Origin of the sequence: Kribbella sp. NPDC058245 (assembly GCF_042882005.1) — a bacterium.
Classification (GTDB): domain Bacteria; phylum Actinomycetota; class Actinomycetes; order Propionibacteriales; family Kribbellaceae; genus Kribbella.
The window spans coordinates 231,162-255,121 of sequence record NZ_JBHVWY010000005.1; the positions used below are offsets into that span (position 1 = coordinate 231,162).

The 23,960-nt window shown below is 65.1% G+C and carries 24 protein-coding genes and 1 riboswitch; of the genes, 13 read left to right on the forward strand and 11 right to left on the reverse strand.

What is annotated here, in order from left to right; translation table 11 throughout:
• The first annotated feature begins 5 nt into the window (after positions 1 to 5).
• The 5 genes from ACFVWG_RS13335 (at position 6) to ACFVWG_RS13355 (ending at position 4,167) form a co-directional block, all read left to right on the forward strand.
• Entirely contained in the window at positions 6 to 944 is a 939-nt protein-coding gene (locus ACFVWG_RS13335; protein ID WP_391543826.1) for a DNA-3-methyladenine glycosylase family protein, read from the forward strand.
• Positions 945 to 1,051: 107 nt separating this feature from the next.
• Positions 1,052 to 1,195, forward strand: a riboswitch (SAM riboswitch).
• 13 nt (positions 1,196 to 1,208) lie between these two features.
• Positions 1,209 to 2,471 (forward strand): threonine synthase, encoded by a 1,263-nt coding sequence (gene thrC / locus ACFVWG_RS13340; protein WP_391543490.1) that lies wholly within the window; start codon positions 1,209 to 1,211, stop codon positions 2,469 to 2,471.
• Complete coding sequence (locus ACFVWG_RS13345) at positions 2,468 to 2,743, forward strand: ubiquitin-like small modifier protein 1 (protein ID WP_391543491.1); 276 nt, start codon at positions 2,468 to 2,470, stop codon at positions 2,741 to 2,743. The genes thrC and ACFVWG_RS13345 overlap by 4 nt, the downstream gene beginning before the upstream one ends.
• A gap of 46 nt (positions 2,744 to 2,789) precedes the next feature.
• Positions 2,790 to 3,170, forward strand: a complete 381-nt coding sequence (locus ACFVWG_RS13350; RefSeq protein ID WP_391543492.1) for a VOC family protein — start codon at positions 2,790 to 2,792, stop codon at positions 3,168 to 3,170.
• A 4-nt stretch (positions 3,171 to 3,174) separates the two neighbouring features.
• Positions 3,175 to 4,167: an alcohol dehydrogenase catalytic domain-containing protein gene (locus ACFVWG_RS13355; RefSeq protein WP_391543493.1), complete on the forward strand. Its 993-nt coding sequence runs from the start codon at positions 3,175 to 3,177 to the stop codon at positions 4,165 to 4,167.
• A 467-nt stretch (positions 4,168 to 4,634) separates the two neighbouring features.
• Here the strand turns inward: ACFVWG_RS13355 and ACFVWG_RS13360 are convergent, their stop codons facing one another.
• The 3 genes from ACFVWG_RS13360 to ACFVWG_RS13370 form a co-directional block, all read right to left on the reverse strand.
• Positions 4,635 to 5,858 carry a hypothetical protein gene (locus ACFVWG_RS13360; RefSeq protein ID WP_391543494.1) on the reverse strand — a complete coding sequence of 408 codons (1,224 nt, stop codon included), beginning with the start codon at positions 5,856 to 5,858 and terminating at the stop codon, positions 4,635 to 4,637.
• 167 nt (positions 5,859 to 6,025) lie between these two features.
• The gene (locus tag ACFVWG_RS13365; protein WP_391543495.1) at positions 6,026 to 6,976 is read right to left on the reverse strand and encodes a dihydrodipicolinate synthase family protein; all 951 of its coding nucleotides are present in this window, start codon (positions 6,974 to 6,976) and stop codon (positions 6,026 to 6,028) included.
• An 8-nt stretch (positions 6,977 to 6,984) separates the two neighbouring features.
• Positions 6,985 to 8,103 carry a mandelate racemase/muconate lactonizing enzyme family protein gene (locus ACFVWG_RS13370; RefSeq protein ID WP_391543496.1) on the reverse strand — a complete coding sequence of 373 codons (1,119 nt, stop codon included), beginning with the start codon at positions 8,101 to 8,103 and terminating at the stop codon, positions 6,985 to 6,987.
• Between the two features lie 117 nt (positions 8,104 to 8,220).
• Here ACFVWG_RS13370 and ACFVWG_RS13375 point away from each other — a divergent pair, with 117 nt between their 5' ends.
• Positions 8,221 to 9,186 carry an LLM class flavin-dependent oxidoreductase gene (locus ACFVWG_RS13375; RefSeq protein WP_391543497.1) on the forward strand — a complete coding sequence of 322 codons (966 nt, stop codon included), beginning with the start codon at positions 8,221 to 8,223 and terminating at the stop codon, positions 9,184 to 9,186.
• On the opposite strand, the gene ACFVWG_RS13380 is transcribed toward ACFVWG_RS13375, so the two are convergent.
• Positions 9,179 to 9,628 carry an Lrp/AsnC family transcriptional regulator gene (locus tag ACFVWG_RS13380; protein ID WP_391543498.1) on the reverse strand — a complete coding sequence of 150 codons (450 nt, stop codon included), beginning with the start codon at positions 9,626 to 9,628 and terminating at the stop codon, positions 9,179 to 9,181. The genes ACFVWG_RS13375 and ACFVWG_RS13380 overlap by 8 nt on opposite strands.
• Positions 9,629 to 9,721: 93 nt before the next feature.
• On the opposite strand from ACFVWG_RS13380, the gene ACFVWG_RS13385 reads away from it, so the two are divergent.
• Together ACFVWG_RS13385 and ACFVWG_RS13390 are read left to right on the forward strand one after the other, a co-directional pair.
• Positions 9,722 to 10,558: an LLM class flavin-dependent oxidoreductase gene (locus ACFVWG_RS13385; RefSeq protein ID WP_391543499.1), complete on the forward strand. Its 837-nt coding sequence runs from the start codon at positions 9,722 to 9,724 to the stop codon at positions 10,556 to 10,558.
• Positions 10,555 to 10,974 carry a nucleoside deaminase gene (locus ACFVWG_RS13390; RefSeq protein WP_391543500.1) on the forward strand — a complete coding sequence of 140 codons (420 nt, stop codon included), beginning with the start codon at positions 10,555 to 10,557 and terminating at the stop codon, positions 10,972 to 10,974. Before ACFVWG_RS13385 ends, ACFVWG_RS13390 begins: the two co-directional genes overlap by 4 nt.
• Before the next feature lie 282 nt (positions 10,975 to 11,256).
• Here ACFVWG_RS13390 and ACFVWG_RS13395 read toward each other — a convergent pair whose 3' ends face one another.
• Both ACFVWG_RS13395 and ACFVWG_RS13400 read right to left on the reverse strand, forming a co-directional pair.
• Entirely contained in the window at positions 11,257 to 11,787 is a 531-nt protein-coding gene (locus ACFVWG_RS13395; protein WP_391543501.1) for an NUDIX hydrolase, read from the reverse strand.
• 45 nt (positions 11,788 to 11,832) lie between these two features.
• Positions 11,833 to 13,002 (reverse strand): helix-turn-helix transcriptional regulator, encoded by a 1,170-nt coding sequence (locus ACFVWG_RS13400; protein ID WP_391543502.1) that lies wholly within the window; start codon positions 13,000 to 13,002, stop codon positions 11,833 to 11,835.
• A gap of 594 nt (positions 13,003 to 13,596) precedes the next feature.
• Here ACFVWG_RS13400 and ACFVWG_RS13405 point away from each other — a divergent pair.
• From ACFVWG_RS13405 to ACFVWG_RS13425, 5 genes are all read left to right on the forward strand, one after another.
• On the forward strand, positions 13,597 to 13,896 hold the full coding sequence (locus ACFVWG_RS13405) for a hypothetical protein (RefSeq protein ID WP_391543503.1): 300 nt from the start codon (positions 13,597 to 13,599) through the stop codon (positions 13,894 to 13,896).
• 368 nt (positions 13,897 to 14,264) lie between these two features.
• Complete coding sequence (locus tag ACFVWG_RS13410) at positions 14,265 to 14,426, forward strand: hypothetical protein (RefSeq protein WP_391543504.1); 162 nt, start codon at positions 14,265 to 14,267, stop codon at positions 14,424 to 14,426.
• A complete protein-coding gene (locus ACFVWG_RS13415; RefSeq protein WP_391543505.1) occupies positions 14,405 to 14,665 on the forward strand; it encodes a hypothetical protein in 261 nt (86 codons plus the stop codon). The genes ACFVWG_RS13410 and ACFVWG_RS13415 overlap by 22 nt, the downstream gene beginning before the upstream one ends.
• A 9-nt stretch (positions 14,666 to 14,674) precedes the next feature.
• Positions 14,675 to 15,568: a DddA-like double-stranded DNA deaminase toxin gene (locus ACFVWG_RS13420; RefSeq protein ID WP_391543506.1), complete on the forward strand. Its 894-nt coding sequence runs from the start codon at positions 14,675 to 14,677 to the stop codon at positions 15,566 to 15,568.
• A complete protein-coding gene (locus ACFVWG_RS13425; RefSeq protein ID WP_391543507.1) occupies positions 15,555 to 16,004 on the forward strand; it encodes an Imm1 family immunity protein in 450 nt (149 codons plus the stop codon). Before ACFVWG_RS13420 ends, ACFVWG_RS13425 begins: the two co-directional genes overlap by 14 nt.
• Before the next feature lie 125 nt (positions 16,005 to 16,129).
• On the opposite strand, the gene ACFVWG_RS13430 is transcribed toward ACFVWG_RS13425, so the two are convergent.
• From ACFVWG_RS13430 to ACFVWG_RS13450, 5 genes are all read right to left on the reverse strand, one after another.
• Positions 16,130 to 18,151, reverse strand: a complete 2,022-nt coding sequence (locus tag ACFVWG_RS13430; protein WP_391543508.1) for a P-loop ATPase, Sll1717 family — start codon at positions 18,149 to 18,151, stop codon at positions 16,130 to 16,132.
• A 605-nt stretch (positions 18,152 to 18,756) separates the two neighbouring features.
• On the reverse strand, positions 18,757 to 19,635 hold the full coding sequence (locus ACFVWG_RS13435; RefSeq protein WP_391543509.1) for a carbohydrate ABC transporter permease: 879 nt from the start codon (positions 19,633 to 19,635) through the stop codon (positions 18,757 to 18,759).
• The gene (locus ACFVWG_RS13440; protein WP_391543510.1) at positions 19,635 to 20,567 is read right to left on the reverse strand and encodes a carbohydrate ABC transporter permease; all 933 of its coding nucleotides are present in this window, start codon (positions 20,565 to 20,567) and stop codon (positions 19,635 to 19,637) included. Before ACFVWG_RS13440 ends, ACFVWG_RS13435 begins: the two co-directional genes overlap by 1 nt.
• On the reverse strand, positions 20,564 to 21,823 hold the full coding sequence (locus ACFVWG_RS13445) for an ABC transporter substrate-binding protein (RefSeq protein ID WP_391543511.1): 1,260 nt from the start codon (positions 21,821 to 21,823) through the stop codon (positions 20,564 to 20,566). The genes ACFVWG_RS13440 and ACFVWG_RS13445 overlap by 4 nt, the downstream gene beginning before the upstream one ends.
• Positions 21,824 to 21,889: 66 nt before the next feature.
• On the reverse strand, positions 21,890 to 23,896 hold the full coding sequence (locus tag ACFVWG_RS13450) for a hypothetical protein (RefSeq protein ID WP_391543512.1): 2,007 nt from the start codon (positions 23,894 to 23,896) through the stop codon (positions 21,890 to 21,892).
• Positions 23,897 to 23,960: the final 64 nt, after the last annotated feature.

A 23,960-nucleotide genomic window follows, 5' to 3' on the forward strand; every position in this document is an offset into this window, starting at 1 on the left:
GATCGATGGTGCGGGTTTGGCGGGCGGGGCGGGTGGTCGATCCGCACTCGGTCATCGGTGGGTTGCGGAAGGGGCCGGGGGATCCGGCTTATGTGTACGACGGGGCGCGGCGGACTGTTTGGCGGGCTACTCGGACGCCGGAGGGGCCGGTGTTGTTGCGGCTGACGCCGAGGCGGGGGGATGTAGAGGCGGAGGCCTGGGGACCGGGTGCTGAGTGGGCGCTGGACGGCGTACCGGAGTTGTTGGGGGAGGCGGACAGCTGGGACGGGTTCGAGCCGCTGGCTGAGCATCGGGCGCTCGTGGATGCGGCGCATCGGTTCCCGGATGTGCGGGTGCCGCGGACGCGGGCGGTGTTCGAGGCGATGGCGGCGGCGGGGATCGAGCAAGTGGTGACGGGGAAGGAAGCGTTCCGGGCGTGGCGGTTGCTGCTCGGGGAGTACGGCGAGCCTGCGCCGGGACCGGGTGGGCCGGAGGGGCGGGCGATGATGGTGCCGCCGGCGCCGGAGGAGTGGCGGCTGATCCCGTCGTGGCAGTGGTTGCGGGCCGGGGTCGAAGGGCGGCGGTCGCGGGTGGTGGTGACGGCGGCGACGCGGGCGAAGGCTTTGGAGCGGACGCTCGAGCTGACGGACTCGGCCGAGATCGAGCGGCGGCTGCGGTCGTTGCCTGGTGTCGGAGTGTGGACGGCGGCGGAGGTGCGGCAGCGGGCGCATGGGGACGCGGATGCGTTCTCGTTCGCGGACTATCACGTGTCCCGCAACGTGTCGTATGCGCTGATCGGTGAGGAGCTGGACGACGACGGCTGCGCGGAGCTCATCGAGCCGTATCGCGGCCATCGCTTTCGGGTGCAGCGCTTGCTGGAGATGGCCGGCATCGGCCACCCCCGCTACGGTCCGCGGAAGTCCCTGCCGACCCATACGCCTGGCGCTACCCATCGACTTCGGTGAGAGAGGTGAATCACGCCGTACGCGGGGGATCTGGTGGAAATGAGATGGCGTCTCGGATGCTGGAAGGCGGAAGGCGCGATCCGGACCCGATTGGGTAACCTCGGGGCAGCTCATCCAGAGGGACTGAGGGAAACGGCCCGTTGAAGTCCCGGCAACCCTCCCCGTCGAGACCCCGCCCGGGGTAACTCACGGTGGAACGGTGCCAAATCCGTCCCGCCATCGAGATCCGGTGTTCGCGGGGAAGATGAGAGGGGAACCTCAGCCATGAGCCTGGCCACCGCCGCCCACACCATCCGTGAAGGTGCCTTCGGCAACGGAACGCATCTGAGCTGTCGCGCCTGTGGGGCGAAGTCGCCGCTCGGTCCGTTCTACGCCTGTATGGAGTGCTTCGGTCCGCTCGAGGTCGGGTACGAGTACCCGACCATCACGCGGGAGCAGATCGAGGCCGGCCCGAAGAACATCTGGCGCTACCAGCCGCTGCTGCCCGTCCCCGTCGACGTGGCCAGCTTCCCGAACACCGAGCCCGGCTACACCCGGCTCATCGACGCCCAGAACCTCGCGCGCGAGCTGGGTCTGCGCAAGCTCTGGGTGAAGGACGACTCCGGCAACCCGACCCATTCCTTCAAGGACCGGGTCGTGGCGACCGCGCTGAGCGCCACCCGCGAGCTGGACATGAAGGTCTTCGCCTGCCCCTCCACCGGCAACCTGGCCAACGCCGTCGCCGCGGCCGCCGCCCGGGCCGGTATCCGCTCGGTCGTCTTCATCCCGAAGGACCTCGAGCGCCCCAAGATCATTACGACGGCCGTGTACGGCGGGACGCTGGTGGCCGTCGACGGTAACTACGACGACGTGAACAAGCTGGCCTCCGAGATCGCCGGTGAGGAAGAGGGCTGGGCGTTCGTCAACGTCAACGTCCGTCCGTACTACTCCGAGGGCTCCAAGACGCTGGCCTTCGAGATCGCCGAGCAGCTCGGCTGGCGGATCCCGCAGCAGGTGGTGATCCCGGTCGCGTCCGGCTCGCAGCTGACCAAGATCGACAAGGGCTTCACCGAGCTCGGCAAGCTGGGGCTCGTCGACGCCACCGACTACAAGATCTACGGCGCCCAGGCGACCGGCTGCTCGCCGGTGGCGCAGGCGTTCCGCGACGGCCACGACGTGGTGAAGCCGGTCAAGCCGGACACGATCGCGAAGTCGCTCGCCATCGGCAACCCGGCCGACGGTCCCTACGTGCTCGACGTCGCCCGCCGTACCGGTGGTGTGATCGAGGACGTCTCCGACGAGGAAGTTGTCGACGGCATCCAGTTGCTCGCCCGCACCGAGGGCATCTTCACCGAGACCGCGGGTGGGGTGACCGTCGCGACGCTGAAGAAGCTGATCGAGACCGGCCAGATCGACCCCGACGCCGAGACCGTGATCATCAACTCCGGCGACGGGCTCAAGACGCTCGACGCCGTGGCCGACCGGGTCGGCCCGAAGGTGACCATCCCCGCGTCGTACGACGCCTTCGTGAAGGCAGGACTGCAGTGAGCGTCAGTGTCAGAGTCCCGACCATCCTCCGGCCCTACACCCAGGGAGTCTCCGAGGTGTCCGCCGAGGGTGCGACGCTGACCGAGGTGCTGGACTCGCTCGACGCGTCGTACCCGGGGATCAAGTCCCGGGTGCTCGACGAGTCCGGCGAGCTGCGCCGCTTCGTGAACGTGTACGTCGATGACGACGACGTCCGGTTCGCCGAGGGTCTGCAGACCGCGATCAAGGACGGCGGTCAGGTCTCGATCATCCCGGCCGTCGCCGGCGGCTGACGGTTCCGGTCGGAGAACGTCCGGAACAAGGACTACGGTCGCCGGTATGGCGACGAACTGGACAATCGGCCGCGATGCCGCGGACCCACCCTCCTTGGCGAGATTCTGGGCCGCGGCGCTCGGCTACGTGATCGAGCCCGGCTTCGACAGTCCCGACAACACGTCGATCATCGATCCTGACGACGAGTTGCCGGCGATTGGGTTCCTCCGGGTGCCCGAGCCGAAGACGGCCAAGAACCGGCTGCACATCGACATCCGGGTCGCAGGTCCCGGTGAGCGGTCGCCGGAGTCCGCCGTACGGATGCGTGCGAAGGCTGCAGCGCTCGTGGAGCTGGGGGCGACGCTCGTGCGCGAGGACTTCTATGGTGACCAGCTCGGTCACATCGTGATGCTCGACCCCGAGGGCAACGAGTTCTGCGTAGGGTGACGCCATGCGCGCTGTAGTGATCTCGGAGTACGGCGTTGTGCCTGAGGTGCGGGAGGTTGCGGAGCCGGAGGTGGCGGCGGGTTCCGTCGTACTGAAGGTTGAGGCGACCGGGCTGTGCCGGAGTGACTGGCACGGGTGGATGGGGCATGACTCCGACATCGTGTTGCCGCATGTGCCGGGGCATGAGCTGGCGGGGACGATCGCGGCCGTGGGTGCCGGCGTCTCGGGGTGGGAGATCGGCGATCGGGTGACGACGCCGTTCATCTGCGCTTGCGGGTCGTGTGCCGAGTGCCTTAGTGGCAATCAGCAGGTGTGCCCGAATCAGTTGCAGCCGGGGTTCAACTACTGGGGCTCGTTCGCCGAGTATGTCGCGATTCCGTATGCGCAGGTGAATCTCGTGCGGCTGCCCGACGAACTCGACTTCGGTACGGCGGCTGGACTCGGCTGCCGGTTTGCGACGTCGTACCGGGCCGTCCGGCAGGTCGGGAAGGTCGAGGCCGGCGAGACCGTGGTCGTCTTCGGCTGTGGTGGGGTCGGGTTGTCGGCGGTGATGATCGCGGCGGCGGCCGGGGCGCGAGTGGTTGCCGTTGACACCAATCCGGCCGCGCTCGAGCTGGCCCGCCAGTACGGCGCTGTGGAGACGACATCGGAGGTGGGTGATGTCGGTGCTCACATCACCTTCGACGCGCTGGGCTCGAATGACCTTGTCCAGCAGGCGTTGCGGGTACTCCGGCCGCGCGGTCGGCATGTGCAGATCGGGCTGCTGCCCTCCGGCGTACAGCTCGATGTCAGTCGCCTGATCGGCCAGGAACTCCAATGGCTCGGCAGCCACGGCATGCCCGCCCACGCCTACCCCGAGATGCTCACCCAAGTTGCCCAAGGCAACCTAAACCCAGCGGCCCTCATCACCCGCACCATCACCCTCGATGAAACCCCCGCCGCCCTAGCCGCCCTGAGCAACGGCACCCCCGCCGGCGTCACCATCATCACCCCCTAGCCCACCCCCTCCATTTCGCGGGCCCACCCACCCCCCATTTCGTTGGCCCGCCCATCTGGTGGTGGGTGGGCCAGCCGCATGCGGTGGGTTCACCCGCAACGGCGTGGGTCAGCCCATCAAATTGGGGTGGGGTGGCGGGCGATGGTCGGCGGAGGTGGTGACCGTTTCCGGCCCCGGTCACCTGATGGGTTCACCCATCAGGTTGTGGGTGTTGGACCCGCATGTGGGTGCAGAACCCGCAAGCTCGTGGGGTAACCCATGAGATGGCGTCGCCCACCCATCCCCATTTCGTTGGCCCGCCCATCTGGTGGTGGGCGGGCTAGCCGCATGCGGTGGGCTCACCCGCAACGGGGCGGGTCAGCCCATCAAATGGGGTGGGGAGGTGACCGGGGCCGGCAAGTTCGTGGGTGAACCCATGAGATGGCGTCGCACATGAGCTCGTGGGGTAAGCCATCAGGGGGGACGGGTTAGAGGCGGATGGCGTAGATGGTGGGGGGTCGGCCGGTTCGGCCGTGTTGCTGGGTGGCGATGGGGTCGGCGAGGCCGGCGCGTTCTAGGCGTTTGAGGACTCGTCGGGCGGTGCGGAGCTGGACGGCCAGGTGGTCGGCGACGTCTTGGGTGGTCAGGCCGTCGGGGTTCTTGGCGGTGAGTTCGCGCATGCGGGCGAGGGTGACCGGGTTGAGGCCTACGCGACGAGCCAACAAGGGCAGGCTTTCGGCGCCGCGGGGGATGGCGGGCTGATCGCCGGAGAGCTCGATGACGATCTCGACGTCGTCGGACATCGATACGACGCCGGCCACGCTGCCGATCGAACCGGCGCGGCCGACTGCGCGTCGTGCCAAGGCTTCGGCTTCTGCGGCAGTGCGGCCGATGCCGAAGCCGACGTACGCCGTGCTGTGGCGTGCGGCGAGGTGGTCGAGCAGCGGCATCCGGGTGAACTGTTCGGTCGCCTGCTCAAGCAGGCCGCGCGTGGTGACCACCAGGTACCGTCCGTCGGGTAGCAGGGCGAGGCTGCCGCCAAGCGTGATCAGGTCACCGGCCAGGGCGTCGTCGGGTTCGGGGAGATCGACGATGCCGAGCGCGACCTGCGCGTCGCCGACGTGTTGGCCGCTGGTCGTGAGGACGAGCGCCTGCAGGGTGGAGCGGATCGAGTAGCGCGACGGGACCAGGCGGACCGACGGCATCTCGTTGTCGAGCAGGTGGAACGCCGAGCCGAGGCAGCTGATCGCGATCTTGGTGTCGTGCTTGTCGCGGGCGCTCCGGTGGAACGTGACGATGTCGTCGGAGGTCAGACCGGCCCGGTACGGGAGCACCTGGATCTGGTCGGTCGGCAGCTTGGCCTCGATCAGCGTCTCCAGGACCTCACTGCGCCGCAGCGTGTCGATCGAGAACTGCGTGACGTTGTGGCCGAGCCGCAGCAACTCGACCAACGCGCGCAGGAGGGTGGCGCCGTCGTACGAGACATACATGGCGGGGCGGCCGACGGCGCCGGCCTCGGTGGCGATCGTGTACGGGACGACGCCGGTGAAAAGCAGGGCGTCGACCTTCTCCTGGGACTGCGCGACCAGCTCGACCGTCTCGGTCTCGTGCCGGTAGGACAGCGGTAGCAAGGTGGCACCGCTCGGCGGACCGGTCGCGATCACTCGCTGCACGACATCCTCCGGGCCGACAACGCCGACCACGACCGCCATCAGCACACCCCCATGCCACGCACTGTAATGCAGGGCCGGTCAACCTCTTGACGATCGAAGCAGAGTCTTTTAGTTTCGGTCAAGACCATAATTGCCGGTACGCCGGTGAGTGGTCGGCTGCGGACGAGGTGTGGTGGAGCGATGGAGGGAGCGCGCCACCTCACTTGTCAGCTCTGCAGTGCTTCCAGAGTCCTGATGACCAGCTCGCGTTCAGCGGCAGGCAAGGACGGGCCGTAGGGGTCGTACGCGGCCTCCTCCGGGATCAGTCCCTCCCAGACGGCTGCCCAGATCATCCGCTGCACGTAGCCCTCGATCGGTGCGTAGAACGTCGCTGCGGCAAACCGATCCAGCCGGTCCGACGCAGTCAGGAACGCGCTGTGGTCGCCTGCCTTCCAAGCCCGCAGTACGGCGACCGACAGCTCGACCTGTGCTGACGCAATCCCCACGAGGGCCGTATCTGCACCCCACATGAACGACGGACCGTACATCCGGTCCTCGCCGGTGATCAGCAGCTTGCCAGTGTCCCGTCCGGCCCAGATGGCGTCCTGCGTGCCGATAGCCCGGTCCAGCGTCGCTGTCTTGACCCCGAGCATCGCATCAAGGCTCAGCAGGTCCCGGATGAGCTCCGGCGGGTACGGGTACCCGCCGGCCTCCCCGTGCAGGTAGAACCCGACCAGTGGCAGCCCGCTCTCGACAGCCACGCGCTCGTGCAGCTTCACGGCCTGTGCGTGCCCGTCTGACAGCTCTGCGAGCCCAGCCAGCGGATAGACCATCACTGCGTCCGCTCCGGCGTCTGCGGCCTGCAGAGCCATCGCCACGGTCAGATCTGCGGCGTCGTCCAGGCTCTTCGGGGACTCCGACCGCGGTACGCCGACTCCGGCCACGATCGGAGCCGCAGTCGCCTGCCGCCACGTTTCCAGCACCTTGGAGCGGTCTGCGGCACTCAGGTACAGACCCCGGCCAGTGTGGGCCCACACTGCGACCCCACCGATGTCCTGGCCCGCGATAGCACCGGCGTACGCGGTCAGAGCGTCGTACGCGATGACACCGGAGCTGTCCATCGGCGTGAAGACCGCAGGGAGGACAGTGCCGCGGAGTTGTTCGACCAGCGGGTGCATGAGACCTCTCAGACGTCGTGGCCGAGGCCAGGTCGGGTGGGTACGTCGATCCAGCCCTTGCAGTCGGCAAACACACTCGGAGCCAGTGGGTCTTCCTCAACCAGCAGCGGGCCGACCAGGTCGGCCGCAACGGTTGCACCCGGTACGGCGGCCGCCAGGTGGACCGCGGCCAGAGTGGCGACGCCCAGCTCCGGCATCGAGCCTATCTTCACCGCGAGACCCGCAGCCTCGGCCAGATTGGCGATCTGCAGCGCCCGGTGCAGTCCGCCGACCTTGAGGATCTTGATGTTCAGTACGTCGGCCGCACCGCGCCGTACGATCTCCAGTGCGTCGTGGAGCGAGTGCATGCTCTCGTCGGCCATCAGGCGGACGTCGAGCCGCTCACGCAGCCGCACCATGCCAGCCAGGTCCCAGCGGGGCAGGGGCTGCTCCAGCAGGTTCAGGCCGGCCTCAGTCATCTTGGCCAGGTACGGCAGCGCGGTGGTGGCGTCGTACCCCTCGTTGGCGTCCAGACAGACCTCTGTGTCGGCTGGGATGGCCGCACGAACCGCACGGACCAGCTCGAGGTCCTTGGCGGGGTCATGGCCGCCCTTGAGCTTCAGATGCGAGAAACCACGTGCTGAGTACTCAGCGGCCTCCGCAGCCATCTCGTCGAGCGTGCCGAGCCCCACCACCCAGGCGGTCTGCACCCGGGTCCGGATGCTGCCGCCGAGCAGTGCGTGCACCGGCCAGCCGCTGAGGCGGCCGGCCAGGTCGTACAGGGCGATGTCGAGACCGGACTTGGCCACGTTCTGGCCGCGCAGGACGCCGTCCATCACCACGTGCGCACCGGCCCGGTCGAGCGGGTCCCGGCCGATCAGAGCCGGCGCGAGGTGCTCCTCGATCGCGGCGGTGACACCTGCCAGGGTCTCCCCGGTGTACGCCGTCATGGGTGACGTCTCGCCGATCCCGACCACGCCGTCGGCCGTATGGATCTCCACCACCAGGCTGATCAGATCCGTACTGACACCACTGCTGATCTGGAACGGACGCCGGTACGGCGCGCTCACGACGCGGGTCCGGATCGCGCTGATCGGGGCGGTTCCCGGGCCGGCTGGAACGCCGACCGGATGCGATAGAACAGTCAAGGTCGGCTCCTTAGGGACACCTTCAGGCGGTTAGGGGTCGCATTCCGACACAAAAGGACTTACGGTCAAGACCGTAAATACCCTGAGTGCTCTCTGTCAACGGAAGGTGGCACCCTGATGCGGCTGGGTCTGTATCTCAACCTGTACGGCACCGATGGCGAACGGCCGCAACTGGCCGATGCGGTCGAGCAGGCGCGGCTGGCCGAGCAGGCCGGGTTCGAGTGGGTGGTGCTCGGTGAGCGGCATCTGCACCGGCCCGGGTACCACGAGATTCTCACCTCTCTCACCTGGCTCGCGGCGCACACTTCGCGGATCGGGATCGCCACGGCAGGGATCGTGGCGCCGCTGTACCAGCCCGTCGTACTGGCTGAGACGCTCGCACATCTGGACGTGCTGTCCGGCGGGCGGGTCACGGCCGGCTTCGTGCTCGGGTACCGCCCGGAGGAGTTCGCCCTGTACGGCGTGACGCAGCGCGAGCGGGTCGCGCGGTTCGAGGAGTGCCTCGAGATCGTCACGCGGCTGTGGACCGAGGAGTCGGTGACCTACGAGGGCCGGTTCACCAGCATCCAGGATGCCTACCTGTCGCCGCGGCCGTTGCAATCACCGCGGCCCCGGTTGTGGAACGGCGGCCAGGTGTCCGCCGTACTGGAACGGACCGCGCGGATGTGTGACGGCTGGACGACGTCGTTCAACCAACCCGACGAGGTCCTGCCTCCGAAGATCGCGGAGTACCAGGGCTATCCGCGGGGCGAGGGCACGTTGGGTGCTGAGGTCATCCTGTGCCGGGAGGGCTACGCGGCCCCGACCTCGCAGGACGCGCGGAAGGCGTTGGAAGAGCCGCTGCGCGACCTGTACGACGCTTACACCGGCTGGAAGCGGACATCCGCCGACGCCAGCCGCTACACGCAGGGCTGGGACGACATCGTCGACCGCAGCATCATCGGATCGTCGGCCGAGTGCGCCGAGCGGATCGCTCACTACGAGGAGATGGGCGCGGACGGGATCATCCTCCGCATCCAGCCGCCGGGGATGTCGCAGACCGACACGCTCCGCGCGATCGAAGCCTTCGGCGAGCTCAACTAGGTTTCGTCGGACCGCGATAGGACTGGGTCTGGGAGTAGACCAAGTTGGTCGTCGTACTGCCGAACTCGGTCAGCTCGTTGACGAGCTGCTCGAGGTGCGGCATGGACGTGGCGGCGACTTTGAGGGTGTAGCAGTCGTCGCCGGTCGTGCGTAGGCATTCGAGGAACTCACCGCGCTCGGCGAGCAGCCGCTTGAGCGGCTCATGCTTGTTGCCGGGATATTTGAGCCGTACGACGGCCAGTACCGGGTAGCCGACCTTCGCCAGGTCGACGTCTGCCCGGTAGCCGGTGATGATGCCGAGCGCCTCCAGTCGCCGTACCCGCTCGGTGGTGGCCGAGGCGCTCAGACTGACGCGGCGGCCGAGCTCGCTGAGAGACATCCGGGCATCGGCCTGGAGCTCGGCCAGCACAGCCCAGTCGATCGAATCGAGGGTCTCGGTCATGAGGCCAATCTACCGGTGAATCCGTGGTGAAGCGCCGGATTTGCCGGGAGAAGTCTCTTCAAAGCTGGCCTGCTGCCTGGATAGCCTGACGGGGTGGAAATCGGTGTGAACGTTCCGAACTTCGGGCCCGGCACGAATCCGGCGCGGCTGCGTGAGTGGGCTCAGGTGGTCGAAGAGCTCGGGTACGACCTGCTGATGGTGTCGGACCATGTGGTCATCACACCGGACGTCGCGGAGCAGTACCCGGCGCCGTTCTACGAGCCCTTCACGACGTTGAGCTGGCTGGCCGGAATCACCTCGCGCGTGCGACTCGGTACGACGGTACTCATCGCGGGGTACCGGCATCCGTTGCTGGTGGCGCGGATGGCGGCGAACCTTCATCAGCTGAGCGGTGAGCGACTGGTGCTCGGAGTTGGCGCTGGGTGGGCCCGGCAGGAGTTCGAGGCGCTGGGGGCCTCGCATGCGCGGCGCGGGCGGGCGACGGACGAGCTGCTGGTCTCGCTGCGTTCGGCGTGGTCGGACGCAGCGGACTACGGTCCTGGGCGAATCCCGTTGTGGGTCGGCGGCCGCAGTACGGCGGCCATGCGGCGGGCCGTGCTGTTGGGTGATGCGTGGCACCCGCTCCGGGAACGCGTCGATTGGTTGCGCTCGGCAACTGGTCAGCTGCGTGAGATCGCTACCGCCGAGGGTCGGCCGGTGCCGGCCTTCGCGCCGCGGATCCTGCTTCGGCTGACCTCATCGCCGTTGCCTGAGGAGACGCGGGTCGCGGGCGAGGGCTCGATCGACCAGGTGCGCGCCGATTTCGACGTACTGCGTGAGCTTGGCGCTCAGAGCGTCGTACTGGATCCGTTTCACGGCGATCCCGCCGAAACCGAACACCCCGAAACCGCCTGGCGAGACCTAGCCACGCTGAAGCAGGAGCTGACATGACCCCCGAAACCTTCCTCCGCCGAGCCATCGCCCTGGCGGCCGCCGCCCGCGAAGCCGGCAACCCACCCTTCGGCTCCCTCCTCGTCGGCCCCGACGACCAAGTGCTCGCCGAAGCCCAGAACACGACGATCACCGATGGCGACATCAGCCACCACCCCGAGTTGAAGCTCGCCGTCTGGGCCGCCCGCGAACTCACCCCGGAGATCGCCGCCGGCACCACCATGTACACCAGCTGCCAACCCTGCGAAATGTGCACCGGCGCCCTAGCCCGCTCCGGCCTAGGCAACGTCGTCTACGCCCTCTCCGGCAAGCAACTGAACGGTTTGAAGACCACCGGCAGCTTCCCCGCCGTCCCCCAATCCGGCCCCTCCCTGTACGACGAGGCTCGCGTCCCCATCGACGGCTACTACAACTGACAGGTCATGGGTACGGCGGTCAAGCCCACGCGTCGACTACGCCCGGCTCCTCCGTCGCCGTGCTCCGCGACGCTCCCACCCACCCGAAGACGGTGCGTGCTACCGCGCGCACCTGACGCTACGCGCGGACCTTGCGCTGTCGCGCATTCCACGCTGCCGCGCAAAGGTGCAGCGGTTGCCCCCGCTACATCCGTGGCGGAAGGTCGTTGCCTACTGCAACAGTTGAGTGCTTGCCGGTGCGATGCCGTCTGGATGTCGACCTACCGCCCCCGGCGCTCGGGATCAAACCTCACGCATGTGATGGAGAAGCAACAACGCGGCCACGGTGTTGGCCGACCTGATCTCGCCTCGACGGATCAAGTCCGGCACTAGCTTGAGTGGAACCCACTCTCGACGGTCCGACTCGAAGTCGTCCTCAGGATGACTCACGTACTCGGCGCCATCGGCCCAATAGATGTGGTGCAGAGCGTCCGACAGGCCATTTGCCGGCTCGACGGTAATCAAAGGCTCCAGGGGACCAGCCCGCCATCCGGTCTCCTCAAGCATCTCGCGCGCCGCAGCCTCGACAAGACTCTCCCCGTCATCGACGACGCCCGCTGGAAGCTCCCACCCCCAGGTCTCGGTGATGAACCGGTGGCGCCACAGCAGCAGGACCTCGTTTTTCTCATTGACCGCCGCCGTCAAAGCCACCGGACGCTGGCGAATCAGAAAGTGGTCGAGGTGGCGCCCATCAGGCAGTTCAACGTCAGCGAGATTTACGCGGAACCAAGGGTTCTCATACTTGGTCTCTTCGCCGAGGTTTTTCCACTCCATCGGACGTCCTTCATTGAGCTGGCGGGCCAGAAATCGACTTCAACCCTACCATGGGGAGATTTGCAGGACGCGGTCGAGCCGTGCGACTGCTTCTTCACTGACGTTAGATCTACTGTTATTCAACCCTATCCGCAACTCTCTGAACCTTGAGTGCAGGCGACGCGACTCCATGCCTTCGGCGCTGTCGACCATCTCCACGGTCAGGCTCGAAGCGTGCTCGATTTCTCGCGCCTTCAATTCAAGAGTTGCCATCGATGCCAGTCGATTGACGCGGCCGCGAGGGTGATCATCGGAGTCCAGTGCCTTCTGGGCGTAGTCGAAGGCTGGGCTCAAATCTCCCAGGCCAACCAAGGCCTCGCCGAGCTTGGCCTCGATGAGGCCGGCCTGGACGTAACTCGTCTCCGCCGGCTCCTCGTCGTCGCGAATGCGACTCGCCGAAGACTCAGATCGAGAAATGGTGAGATAGGTCAACTTTCGATCACCTATCTGTGCATAAGCATTAGCCTGCATTGCCCACAAATCCGCTTCGAGAGCCGGCGAGATGCACGCTGCGGCATATGTAACCGCAGTCTCCACGTGATCGACTACCTGACGAAAGTCCTTCAATGCAAGCGCCTGATTTGCTTTGAGTGCGTAGATATATGCGCCAAAGCGGAGATCGCCTGACGAGTCGGCGAACTGAAAAGCGCGATCGAAATGCCGCTCTGCGGTGCCGTACTCCTCGCAGTCGTAGGCGCAGATCCCGGCGAGAGCGACAAGAGAGCCCATCGCGCGCAGAACTTCTTGGTCATCACCAGATCCGAAACCTCCGGTGACCAGAGGCGTGGCATGTTCGCTCAGGAAGCGCTCAAGCTGCACCTTTGCCGGCAGTCCGCCCGAGTTCCGATACATGCGCTGATAGTGGCGCCGGGCATCATGAAGAACCTGCACTCCCCGTCCGCTGATCGCGGACGTCTCACGGAGTGACCGCCGGGCAACGGCTGCTTGACGGGTGTCGGCTACGGCTTCCGAACCGTCGAGCAGCACCTGAAGGTCGCTGTTACTGAGCCCAAGCGCTGCGGCCATCTTTGGTCGCAGCCAAGGTTGAGGCTCGGTATCGCCGGCCTCCCATCGACCGATGGTTGAACGATCGACGCCGAGGATCTCGGCGAGGCGTTCCTGGCTAAGGCCGAGAGTCCTCCGCCGCTGAGCCAGCCGCGTCCGTTTGGTGGTCATCGCCCCATCCCCGCCCCAGTACGACCCATCCCCGCCGCCTCGCTGATATGTCAATGATGCAGCGCGGGTGCGGCTTTTCTGCGCTGGCAACTACGCAGCGTAGACGGTTTGCTTGTTTCAGTGAAGCGATCGTTCGGTCATCACCTCAATCGTTGCCGACCGAGCGCTCGACCCACGGCCTCCTCATCGTCACCACGTTGGGATGTGACAGAAAGTGCCTGTCGAAATTCTGGACCTCGCACCTTATGCAAAGAGAGCGCTCGAGTTGGAAACACTCCCGTACGTCGGGCCGCGGACGCGATGACGGAGACACTTCCGCAGCCGCGCCATCGGGTGCGGGTGTGGTTCGGCCGGCACCCGATTGCGGACTTCACGGACGACGGGCCGTTGGCAGACAGGTACGCCGATGCCATGCGGCGTCGCTTCCAGAGTCTGCGAGTTACCAATGAGCCAGTTCCAGACGTCTCCGCTATCAGTGAGTCGTCGCGTGCGCTGGCAACTTCGAGCGGTCCGGGACACCAGCGCTCAGACCATCCAGACGGGGACGCCATGAAAACACGCGCGGTTGGCGGATACATCAGAAAGGGGTTTCTGATGTCAGCCACCGAACTTGCGACACTTCGCCAGGAGATCGTGGCGTGCGCGGTCTCTCACGGCATAGCGATCGACAGGATCTACGAAGAAGATCTCGACAGGAACTCTGTAGAGCTCGTGGCATGCATCGATGCTCTGCTTGACGCTGACGAGTCCTATCTGATCGTCCCGAGCCTCCTGCACTTCGCAGGGTTCAACAACCCCCTGGAAGTCCGCCGCGACCTCGAGAGTCGAGGAATCAAGGTACTGACATCCCGAGACGACTCCCGGCATGCCGGGCCCCAACACGACCAGGAGTGACCGACTCGCCAGGTTGATTGGCGCGCGATAGCGCAGGACGGCGCATTGTCGCCCGACCATCCTGGCGCCGGCGGAGCGGCGCGGCATGACCATCCCACCCCTCACAACGGGAAAGTGCACCGCGGCCGCTCCGCCGATTCCAACCCGCCCAAAGTGTTTGTGTCGGAGCCTCCCCCGTCTCGGACACAACCAGAGAGCGGCCCCCGAGGTGATCTCACTTCTGGGGCCGCCAAGCCAGAAGCCATGCACACCAACGCGTCACCCTCGGAACCCCGGCGGCGATCGACAAGGACCATCGCGCGCGTGCTTGTAGGCAGAGCTGCACCAACCGTCCCGTCAGAGACACCCGAGAAGAGGAGGAGGACCTGGTGGCCGACATCCTCGGCAACCTGTTCGGCTCCTCGTTCCTGAAAGCGGGCGCGGGAGACATGGACCGAGTGTTCGAAGAGTGGATCCGCACCCCTGCTGGCCTGAAACTCACCAACCGCCCTCGAAGTGAGGAGCCGTCATGTCCGACGTGCAACGCCTGAAAGAGCAACTGTTCCAAGTCTCCATGGAAGCCAAACAGGCCGCTGGAGGCCTAGCCGGCTTCAAGCTGCGGTTCACCCAACACAGCCAGCAAGTCGAGAGCCTCATCTCCGGCACCGCGACCGGCGTTGACCGCGACATCTCCGAGATCCTGGACGCGGCAGGAAGGGCAGTCGAGCAGGCCGTCGAGGCTCTGGAGATCGCCTCGGCCGGATGCAAGAGCTATGCCGACCAAATCTAGGGCAGCGATATGTCCTCCGATCTCCAACGAGTAGCCCAGGGACTGGTCGAGTGCCTCGATCAGGTCCCACAGGTGGTGGCACATCTCCAGCGCACCGCTGCACGCTGCCGCGAGAATGGTGCAATCGCTGGCCAGCTCGGCGCGACTACGGCTGCGCACCAGCTCGATGCAGCCGCCTGCGCATGCGAAGCCGCAGCCCACTATCTCTCCAAGGCGCCCCCAAAGGCACGCGCGTGGGCGATAGGTCTGACCGGAGCACAGGTCGACGACACAAAGCGGACGGCCTCCGAATCGGCAGATCGCAATCCGCTCGTCGGGTCGGGATCGGAGGAGTCTACAACTCGACCTGTCGGCGGCGGCCTTACATCTGACAAGGCGTCGCCGGGCGACGACGATGTAACCGCTAACCGTGGCAGCGAACCATCTCCGGAGCCTGACACCGAGCGCTCGCCTGGATCACGCGGCTCGGAACCGGGCGGCGACTTCGACCCGATCGAACTGTTGAAACTTCTGCCCAAACGCGAGGTCGGTCCCGGACGCAGGGCTAAGACGCGTGGGGTCTGGCGCGACGACAGCGGCAAGGATCATCAGCTGGTGAGTGGCCAGCACGAGGAGGACTATCAAGCCGCTCAACGGTTCGCAGAGCGACTTGGCCTCGTAACTTCGCCGAACCTGCTGTCGACGGCGGCCGACGTCGAACTGAAGTTTGCGATGCGTATGCGACGCGAAGGCATCATGGACGTGCGGATCGTGCTGAACAACGAACCCTGCACGGGCAGATTGAGTTGTCAGGCGCTGCTGAAGCGCTTCCTCCCAGCGGGCAGCAGACTGACGGTCTACGCTCCAGACTTTGATTTCGAAGAGACGTACGAAGGGGAAGCAGAGACAGATGGCAACCATTGAGGCGTACTACCGTCACGAGCACGGAGATAAGCCCGTTCGGATTCAGACGGACGAGGACCTAGACGCGCTGGTTGACGCCCTGCTCGCCGAGCCGTATGAGAACTCGGTCGCGGCCCTGTACGTCGAGGGACGGCTCAACGCTGCCGGCGTTCCGGATCACGAACTCCTAGTCGCCGTGAACCACGAAGACCGGGTCGGCGGACTGCGGTTCATGGGAGACGGCGGTACCTATTTCTCCGCTGGCGAACCAAGCCGTCACGATGAGGTCATCTATTACTACATGGGTAACGATCGCGAGTTTCCTCGCGCTTCTGAGATCACCATCGACACACTGCGGAAGGCCGTCAAGACCTTCCTGGCTAACGGCGGTCACCGGCCAACGGGCGTAGAGTGGACAGGCGCTTCTAGCGGGGAGCTCGAGCAAGGCCCGGCGTGATACATGGATAACTCAGACCCCTGTTGCCTGCATTATCTGCCCGGGCTCAGGGCTAAGGTAGGCCGGCTAAGCAAGCCGAAGCGGTCGCCACTGAATTATTGAATGTGATAGTGCGAAATCCGGCCTTACGATATTTCGCGCTGTGTCCTATCGTAGATCTCTTGAATATGGTCTTCTTTGACCTTCCCGTTCATTGCCTGTCGGAGAAATACCTTCAGATCCTTCGACGTCAACAATAAAACCATCCCATCCTTCTCGGTGGCAATCCTCCGTACATGTTCGTAGTGAGACTTTTGTACATCTCCGCGGAATACAAGGATTACGAGTCGCCCTCCCTGGGGTGTCGTGTAGTATGCAGTTTGGTGGAAATCTGAGGCGCTTAAGTTCTCGTAATTCTTGCATTCCCATATGATCTGCGTTGCATCATACCTGTGGCGCATTAGCTCCCAGAATCCGCCACTCGCTCGGTTTGAGGCGATCCAGTCGCGAATCACGCGCCCATTTACATCGCGCACTTTGGCTTCTACGTTGAGAAGTGAGCGAAAGAAGCAAAGCCGTATTATTTCGCCGATGATGTTCTCAAAGCTGGCGGCGTGCTCGGTTCCAGTGGGGAGTGTGTCCAGTTCTTCGGATAGGTCGGCAAGGCGCTCATGGTAGCTGGTGAGGTCGATGCCCCCAGGTAGCTCGGATACAACTCCCGTGCGCCCGAATTCTTTTGTGTCATCGAGTGCCCCGATGATCATGTCTTGTAGGTCGAGTGCATCCCAATAAGACTCATGAATCACTATGTCTGTCTTGGCGGTTACTGCCGGTGGGGACGTGTCGCGCGGGCCAAGGGACCGGAATGATACGCCTCGATGGCGGGTGAAACCGAAGAATCCGATGTTGTAGAAGAGGCGCACAAACAGTTCGGGTGACGTGTGATCAAATATCCAGTCGGAGCAAAGCTCTTTTACCTCATTATCGGCGAGGAGTTTGCTGATGAAGGCGGCGACACCGCTCAACGTCCAGCGCCTGCCCAAACCGTAGAATCGCGACAACACCACCTGCAGCATCGGATAGTTCTCGGAATATTCGTCGCCAAGATCCTTGAGGCGACTATCGGAGAATCTTCTACGAGCATCGAGTATGTCTTGCAGTTGAACGAGCTCATGATTGTGAGATTGTGCCGTACTTACGGCGAGGTCACAGTAGGTTAGTACGTCCCTAGGTCGATTCTGGCAGTAGCCAAAGATGAGCTCTTGGGCCTTCTCTGAGTTTTCGAAGAAGCGACCGAAGGTTTCCTTCAGTGGGAGTCTTGTATTGAACGGAACGTTCAATCGCCGCTCGATCATCTCGACAAGTTGCTCTTTGGTCCAGTCCAGGCCGACGACGCAAGTTTCGAGCCTGGCGAACTCCGTGTCGATCTCTCTTACCCGCTCAAATATATTCTCGCGCACAAAGACGAGGGCTCTTGCCCAAGGAACGCTCGCGGTCATCTCCAAACAAGCGTGCATTAGGGCGGCCAGATAGAAAACCGCCTGGGATGATCCGTCCCACGAATCGTCGATGCTGTCGATTAAGAGAGTGTATTCCCCCGGTCTGCCTTCGTAGGACGCGGTCATCTCCTGGCCCAGCTTCTTGGCGACCTTGATCTCGGTCAGCCATGTAGGGTCATCTCGTTCTTGAAGCGGGCGCGCGAGCAATGCGATTAGTTGTAGGCACCTTGAATCAAAATCGACACCTCCGTATAAATCAAGTTCATCAACTATTAAGTCCGGAAGCATCCTATTGTATAGACGTTGATGGCGACGCCAGTCTCGGAGGATTTCGATTTGGAGTGCTCTGCGAAAGGCGGACACTAAACTCCGGAATGGTCGCTGCTTAGCGTCGTCCAGGGAGTCAAGTCCAAGGCGGACTTCGAAGAGGGAGAATAGCTCAGGGTTGATCAGTGCCGTCTTGGCTGGGCTCTTTACCAGATATTTCGTGATTGCAGTCTTGCCGGTGCCGCGCCGACCAATAAAGAAGCACTTGCTGCCGGTCGGGTCGTCCGCAGCCATCAGCGCGTTGGTTCGGACGAAGACGTCATTTTTTGCCAAGACCAGATCGTACTCGGCAAATGATTGCCCAAGCTTGACTCTCTTGAGGGCGTCCTTCGGTAGTTGCACGCGAGTTTCTAGACTGGAATCTCTACGACTCCGCTTTGCCATGTTCCCTCCCAGACCACATGACCAAACTGGCCAAGGCCCCCCGGCCTTCTTGCGAGCCTTAACCTTCGTACAGCAATTGCCCGCCTGCAAGGCCCCAGCTGACAACCTTTCTCTACGTCTTCAAGACGGCCGCCTCGAGGTCTACCCTCCACTGCACGAGCGCTCCGTTCTGGGCGCGTCCCTTGGCCTGACATATACGTGCAGCAGGGTGCCGGGTCGAAGACCGTAGTGTGAGAGTTTCCTGGGCAGAGTCAAGAACTGACCGAGTATGCACAACACCGCACGATGCCGACTGGGACCTGTTGATCGTTGGTCCAGGTTGGCTGGGTGTGACGAGATTGCCGCAGTCCACGAACTCCAGTACGCCGGGAGGGGTCGGCCGCTCGATAAGCGCGCAACGGGGTGGGTGGGCGCCGGAGGCGCGGGTGGGCGGGCGGTAGCGCGTAGGTGTGCGCGGTAGCGCACAGGTCCGGGGCGGTAGCCCCGATGAGAGCTCAGGGTGGGCGGGCAGCGCGCGTAGCGGGCGCGACGGAGGAGCGACTGCGCAGCACGCGTTGGGAAAATTAACCCTTCAGGCCGGACATGGTGATGCTGTCGGTGAGGTAGCGCTGCAACAAGCCGAAGACCAGGAGGCTGGGGACTACGGTGATAGTGGCGCCGGCCATGATCTGGTTGATGGGGACTGACTGGGTCTGGAGGGTGGCCAGGCCTACCGTCAGGGTTTGCATGTGGGCGGATTGGCCGATCACCAGGGGCCAGAGGAAGTCGTTCCAGTGCCAGAGGAAGACGAAGATTCCTAGCGTGGCCAGGGCTGGGCGGATCAGGGGCATGACGATCAGGGTGAAGATCTTCCACTCCGGGGCGCCGTCGATCTCGGCGGCTTCGAAGAGTTCGTCGGGGAGTTGGCCGATGAACTGGCGGAGGAGGAAGACGGCTTGGGAGTTGGCGAGGGTGGGGACGATCAAGCCCCAGTAGCTGTCGACCCAGTCCAGGCGCGAGACCAGGATGTACGACGGGATCAGGGTCGCCTGGAAGGGGACCATGAGTGTGGCCAGGAAGGCCCAGAACATCAGTTCGCGACCGGGGAAACGCTTCTTCGCGAAGGCGTAGCCAGCCATCGCCGCGAACAGCAGGACGAAGACGACCGAGACCAGTGAGTACAGCAGCGAGTTGACGGTCCAGCGTGGGATGTCGGAGCTGGACAGCACCCGGGTGAAGTTGTCGAAGGTCCAGTGCGACGGGTAGAAGGCGTCCGGGAACGTGTTGCCGCTCGGCGGCGCGAAGGCGACCAGGACCATGGCTACGAACGGCACCACGGTGATGATCGCGGTCAGTGCGAGCAGCGTCGGCAAGGTCAGCCGCGCTACCGGTCGGCCGGTACGGCGGTTCGCGGCCGAGGACGTCGTACGGCGAACTGGTGGTCGGTCGAGGAGGTTCACCATCAGTCGTCCCTCCCGACGAGGCGGCGTTGGACGAGCGAGATGATCAGCACGATGAAGAACAGCACGATGCCGATCGCACTCGCGTAGCCGAAGTCGAAGAACTTGAAACCGCTGTCGTACAGGAAGTAGACGAGCGAGTAGCTGGCCCGGACCGGACCGCCACCGGTCATCACGTACATCGCGTCGAAGACCTGGAACGCGCTGATCGTCTCGATCACCAGCACGAAGAACAGGACCGGCCGGATCTGCGGCACCGTGATGTAGCGGAACCGCTGCCAGGCGGAGGCGCCGTCGATCATCGCGGCCTCCAGGTACGACTTCGGTACCGCCTGCAGACCCGCGAGCAGGATCAGCATCGAGTACCCGAAACCCTTCCAGGCCGAGGTGACCGCGATCGACGCGAGCACGGTGTTGTCCGAGCCGAGGAAGTCGATCGGGCCGATCGAGACCAGTCCGAGTACGGCGTTCAGCAGCCCGTCCTGCGCGTCGTAGATCCACTTCCAGATCACGGCGGCGAGCACGATGCTCGTCACGTACGGCAGGAAGAACACGCCCCGGAAGAACCCGCGCTGCCACACCACCTGCTGCAGCAACAACGCCGTACCGAGGGACAGCAGCACGGTCAACGGAACGAAGATCACCGTGTAGGTGAGCGTGACGACCAGGCTCTGGTGGAACAGGTCGTCCTGCAGTAGCCGGGTGTAGTTGTCGAAGGCAATGAACTTCCAGCGGCCGCTGAGCCGGTAGTCGGTCAGCGACAGCCAGACGGCGCCGACCGCGGGCAGGAAGCGGAAGGCGAGGAAGAGCGCCAGCATCGGCGCCACGAACACCAGTCCGACCCACGCCCGCCGCCGCGGACCGTGCCGCCCCCTGAGCGGCGCGGGACGCGGACGGCGGACGGGGGAGTTCTGGCCGACGCCGACCTGGGTCATCGCTTCAGAAGGTCGTTGGCCTGCTTGGCAGCGTCGCCGAGCGCCTGCTGCGGTGTCTTCTTGCCGGTCAGCACAGCCTGGATCTCGACGCTCAGCAGCGACATGATCTGGCGGGCGGCCGGGTTGGGCTCACCGGGGAAGGCGTACTGCAGGGCCGGGCCGAACTTCAGCGTCAGCGGATCGGTGACCTCGACCTTCGCGTCGGTGCGCGGGGTGAAGTAGCCGGTCGCCTTGCTCAGGGCCTGCAGCTGCGGCGGCTGGATCATGAACGAGAGGAACTTCTTCGCCTCGGCCAGGTTCTTCGAGCCGGCGTTGACGGACAGCCCACCGGGGATGCCGTAGCCGACCTGCTTCGCGCCGGTCAGCGGGGCGCCGACCTCGATGTTCGCGTCGCCCCAGCCCTTGGCGGCCGTGGCGGCGTTGGCCGGCGTGGCGGTGAAGCCCATCGCGACCGTGCCCTTGCCGATCGGCTGGTTCTCGATCGCGTTGCCGTTGTTCAGCGCGGTCTTCGGGATCGCGCCGTCGTCCCACAGGGTCTTCAGGAAGGTCAGCGCCTCCAGGCCCGGGGCCTGGTCGAAGGTGACCGACTTGCCGTCATCGGCGAACACCTTGCCGCCGGCCTGCCAGAGCAGCGGGTAGAAGCTCAGGTTCAGCGTCGACTCGGTCGAGGCCGAGTAGTCGAGGGTGGTGAACCCGGCGGCCTTCAGCTTCGGCGCGGCCGCCTTGATCTCGTCCCAGGTGGCCGGCGGCTTGGTGATGCCGGCCTTGGTCAGCACGGTCTTGTTGTAGATCGTCGTGGTGACGGTGTGGTAGATCGGCGCGCCGTACACCTTGCCCTCGACGGTCAGGCCGGGGATCGCGTTCGGCAGGAACTTGTCCTTGTCCGGCGTGACCACGTCGTCGACCGGCTCGAGCGAACCGTTCTTCACGTACTGCGGGATCTGGTCCGGGATCAGCAGGACGACGTCCGGACCCTTGCCGCCGGCGAACGCGGTGGCGAGCTTCTCGTCGCGCTTGTCCCACGGTTGCGCCTCGATGTTGAGGTCGATACCTGTGTTGGCCGCCTCGAAGTCGGTCTCGACCTTCTTCCAGTAGGTGTCACTGGCGGCCTGGTCGGCGATCACCGGGTACATCCAGAGGGTGACGGTCTTCTTGCCGGCGGAGTTCGTGTCGTCGCCACCGCCGCACGAGCTGAGCGCGGCGGCGAGGACGAGTGCGGTGAGCGGTGCCGCGATACGGCGGACGGTGGATTTCATCACAACCCCCTGGGTAGTGACCTAATAACGGTCAGGACCGAAACTAATGGGAAGGAAATTCTGCTGTCAACGTTTGATATCGACTCGGAACAGTTCGGGCCCGTCGCTGAAGACCAGCCGCTGACCACCCTGGACGGCGAGCCGCTTGTGCGGGTGCTCGAGGTAGAGCTGCGGGGTCTGCCAGCGGCCCGGCGCGATCCGGTAGATCTTGTTCAGATCGATGCTGACGTACACCCCGTCCCGGGTCGCGACGATGTCCCCGGTCTGGGTCGTCGTCCCCAGGACAAAGGACTTCAGAACTGTCCCACATCGCGGGTCCAACGCGAACACGGTTTTCCCGGCCACGCCCCACAGCGTGCCGTCCGGCCCGAACGTCACCGACGACACGGTCGCGGCCTTGGCCACCGGCACGGTCTCCCAGAGCTTGCGCTTCCCGGCGACGTCCCACGCGAACACCGTGCCGGACTCCCGAGTCGGCTTGGTCGTCCCCAGTCCGCCGGTGATCGACGTACCGCCGTACACGATCCCTTGACGAGTGGTCAGACCGAACACGCTCTCGTCCTGCACAACATTCCGGTACGTCGTCGTGGCGCCGGACCGTGGATCGTAGAAGGCCAGCGCACCTCCCAGGCGATCGCCGTCGGGGACCGTGCCGACCGCGATCTGGCCGTTCACCTCGACCAGGGCGCGAGCGCGCATCTGGACCTCGGGCTTCAGGTTCACCGCCAGCACCGGGTTCTGCGGCGTACCGGGCGGGCCCGGTGAGTACTCGCTGCTGTTCCAGGTCAGCCGTGGATCGTAGGAGTACAGCCGGGCCTCGGGATAGGTGCCGATCCAGACCTTGCCGTCGGAGGCCTCGAGGGTCGCTTCGGTCTGCGAGAAGCGGTTGAAGGTGGTCTTGCCCGTCTTCGGGTCGGTGAGCGAGATGCCGCCGTTGAGGTAGCCGCCGGTATAGACCGTCTTGGCGCCGCCGGAGACCGACAGGATCTCGATCGGCTCGCGGCGGACCTGGGTCTGGAAGATCTCCGACTTGCCGGTCTGCGGGTTGTAGCGGAACTCCTCGCCGCGCCACAGCGTGCCGACCACGCTCGTCCCCGGGTAGTCGGGCAGGCCGAGGTCGGCGAACCCGATCGCGCGCGCGTTCTGGACCCGGCCGGTGAAGGTCAGCCCGGTGCCGGTCAGCGCCTTGGTGGCCGGGTCGTACTTCTTCAGCTCGCCGGCCTGGATCATGTAGAGCTTGCCGTCGGGGTCGAGCGGGGAGATGTCCAGACCGTGCGCGGTCGGGATCTCGTCGACCCAGGCACGCGACGCGATGTCCCAGACATACATCGGCCCGGGGAACGCCGTACCGACGCGGACGTAGACGCGGCCACCGCGGACGTTGAGGTCATAGACCGACTTGCCCTTCGGGTCGCCGAGGTTGGGCGGCGGAGGCAGTTCGGTGATGGCTCCGGTGGTGGTGTCGAGCTCGGTGAAGCGGGCGTCGGGCAGTGAGCCCGTGTACACCTTCCCGTTCGCGTAGCCGATGCTCTTCACGTACGTCTGGGTCGCGAGGACCCGGCCGTAGTCCCGGACCGCGCCGGTCTGGTCGTCGTACCGGAAGACCTTCCCGTTCGGATACGTGCCGCCGTACACATTGCCCTGCTCGTCGGTGGTGATCCGCCAGACGAAGGTCTCGGTGGCGATCGGTCGGCCGAGGTCCTCGACCGTGGTCGCGCCGGGGCGCAGCCGGTAGAGGTGGCCGTTGTTGTAGGTGCCGACGTAGATGGTGCCGGTCGGGGTCGCGGCCACCGCGTAGCTGCCCTCGGCGCCGGGCAGTGGCGTCGAGAGCAGGCTGTTGCCGGTGACCGGGTCGACGGCGTTCAGGTACGCCGGACCGCCGGTGGACACGTTCCAGATCGCGGTCTTGCCGTTCGGGCCGGGCGCGACGGTGCCGCCGATCAGCAGGACGTCGGACAGCGGTACGCCGAGGGATACCGCCTCTGCATGCGGTGGCGGGCCGGCCGTCGCGACGGGCGCGATGGCCAGTGAGACGGCCAGGGTCAGGGCGAGGAGCGGGCGGAATGGGCGCAAGGGATGCCTCCGGGGTGCCGTATTTACGGTCCTGTCCGAAAGTAAGCGCCGGAGGGCATGACTA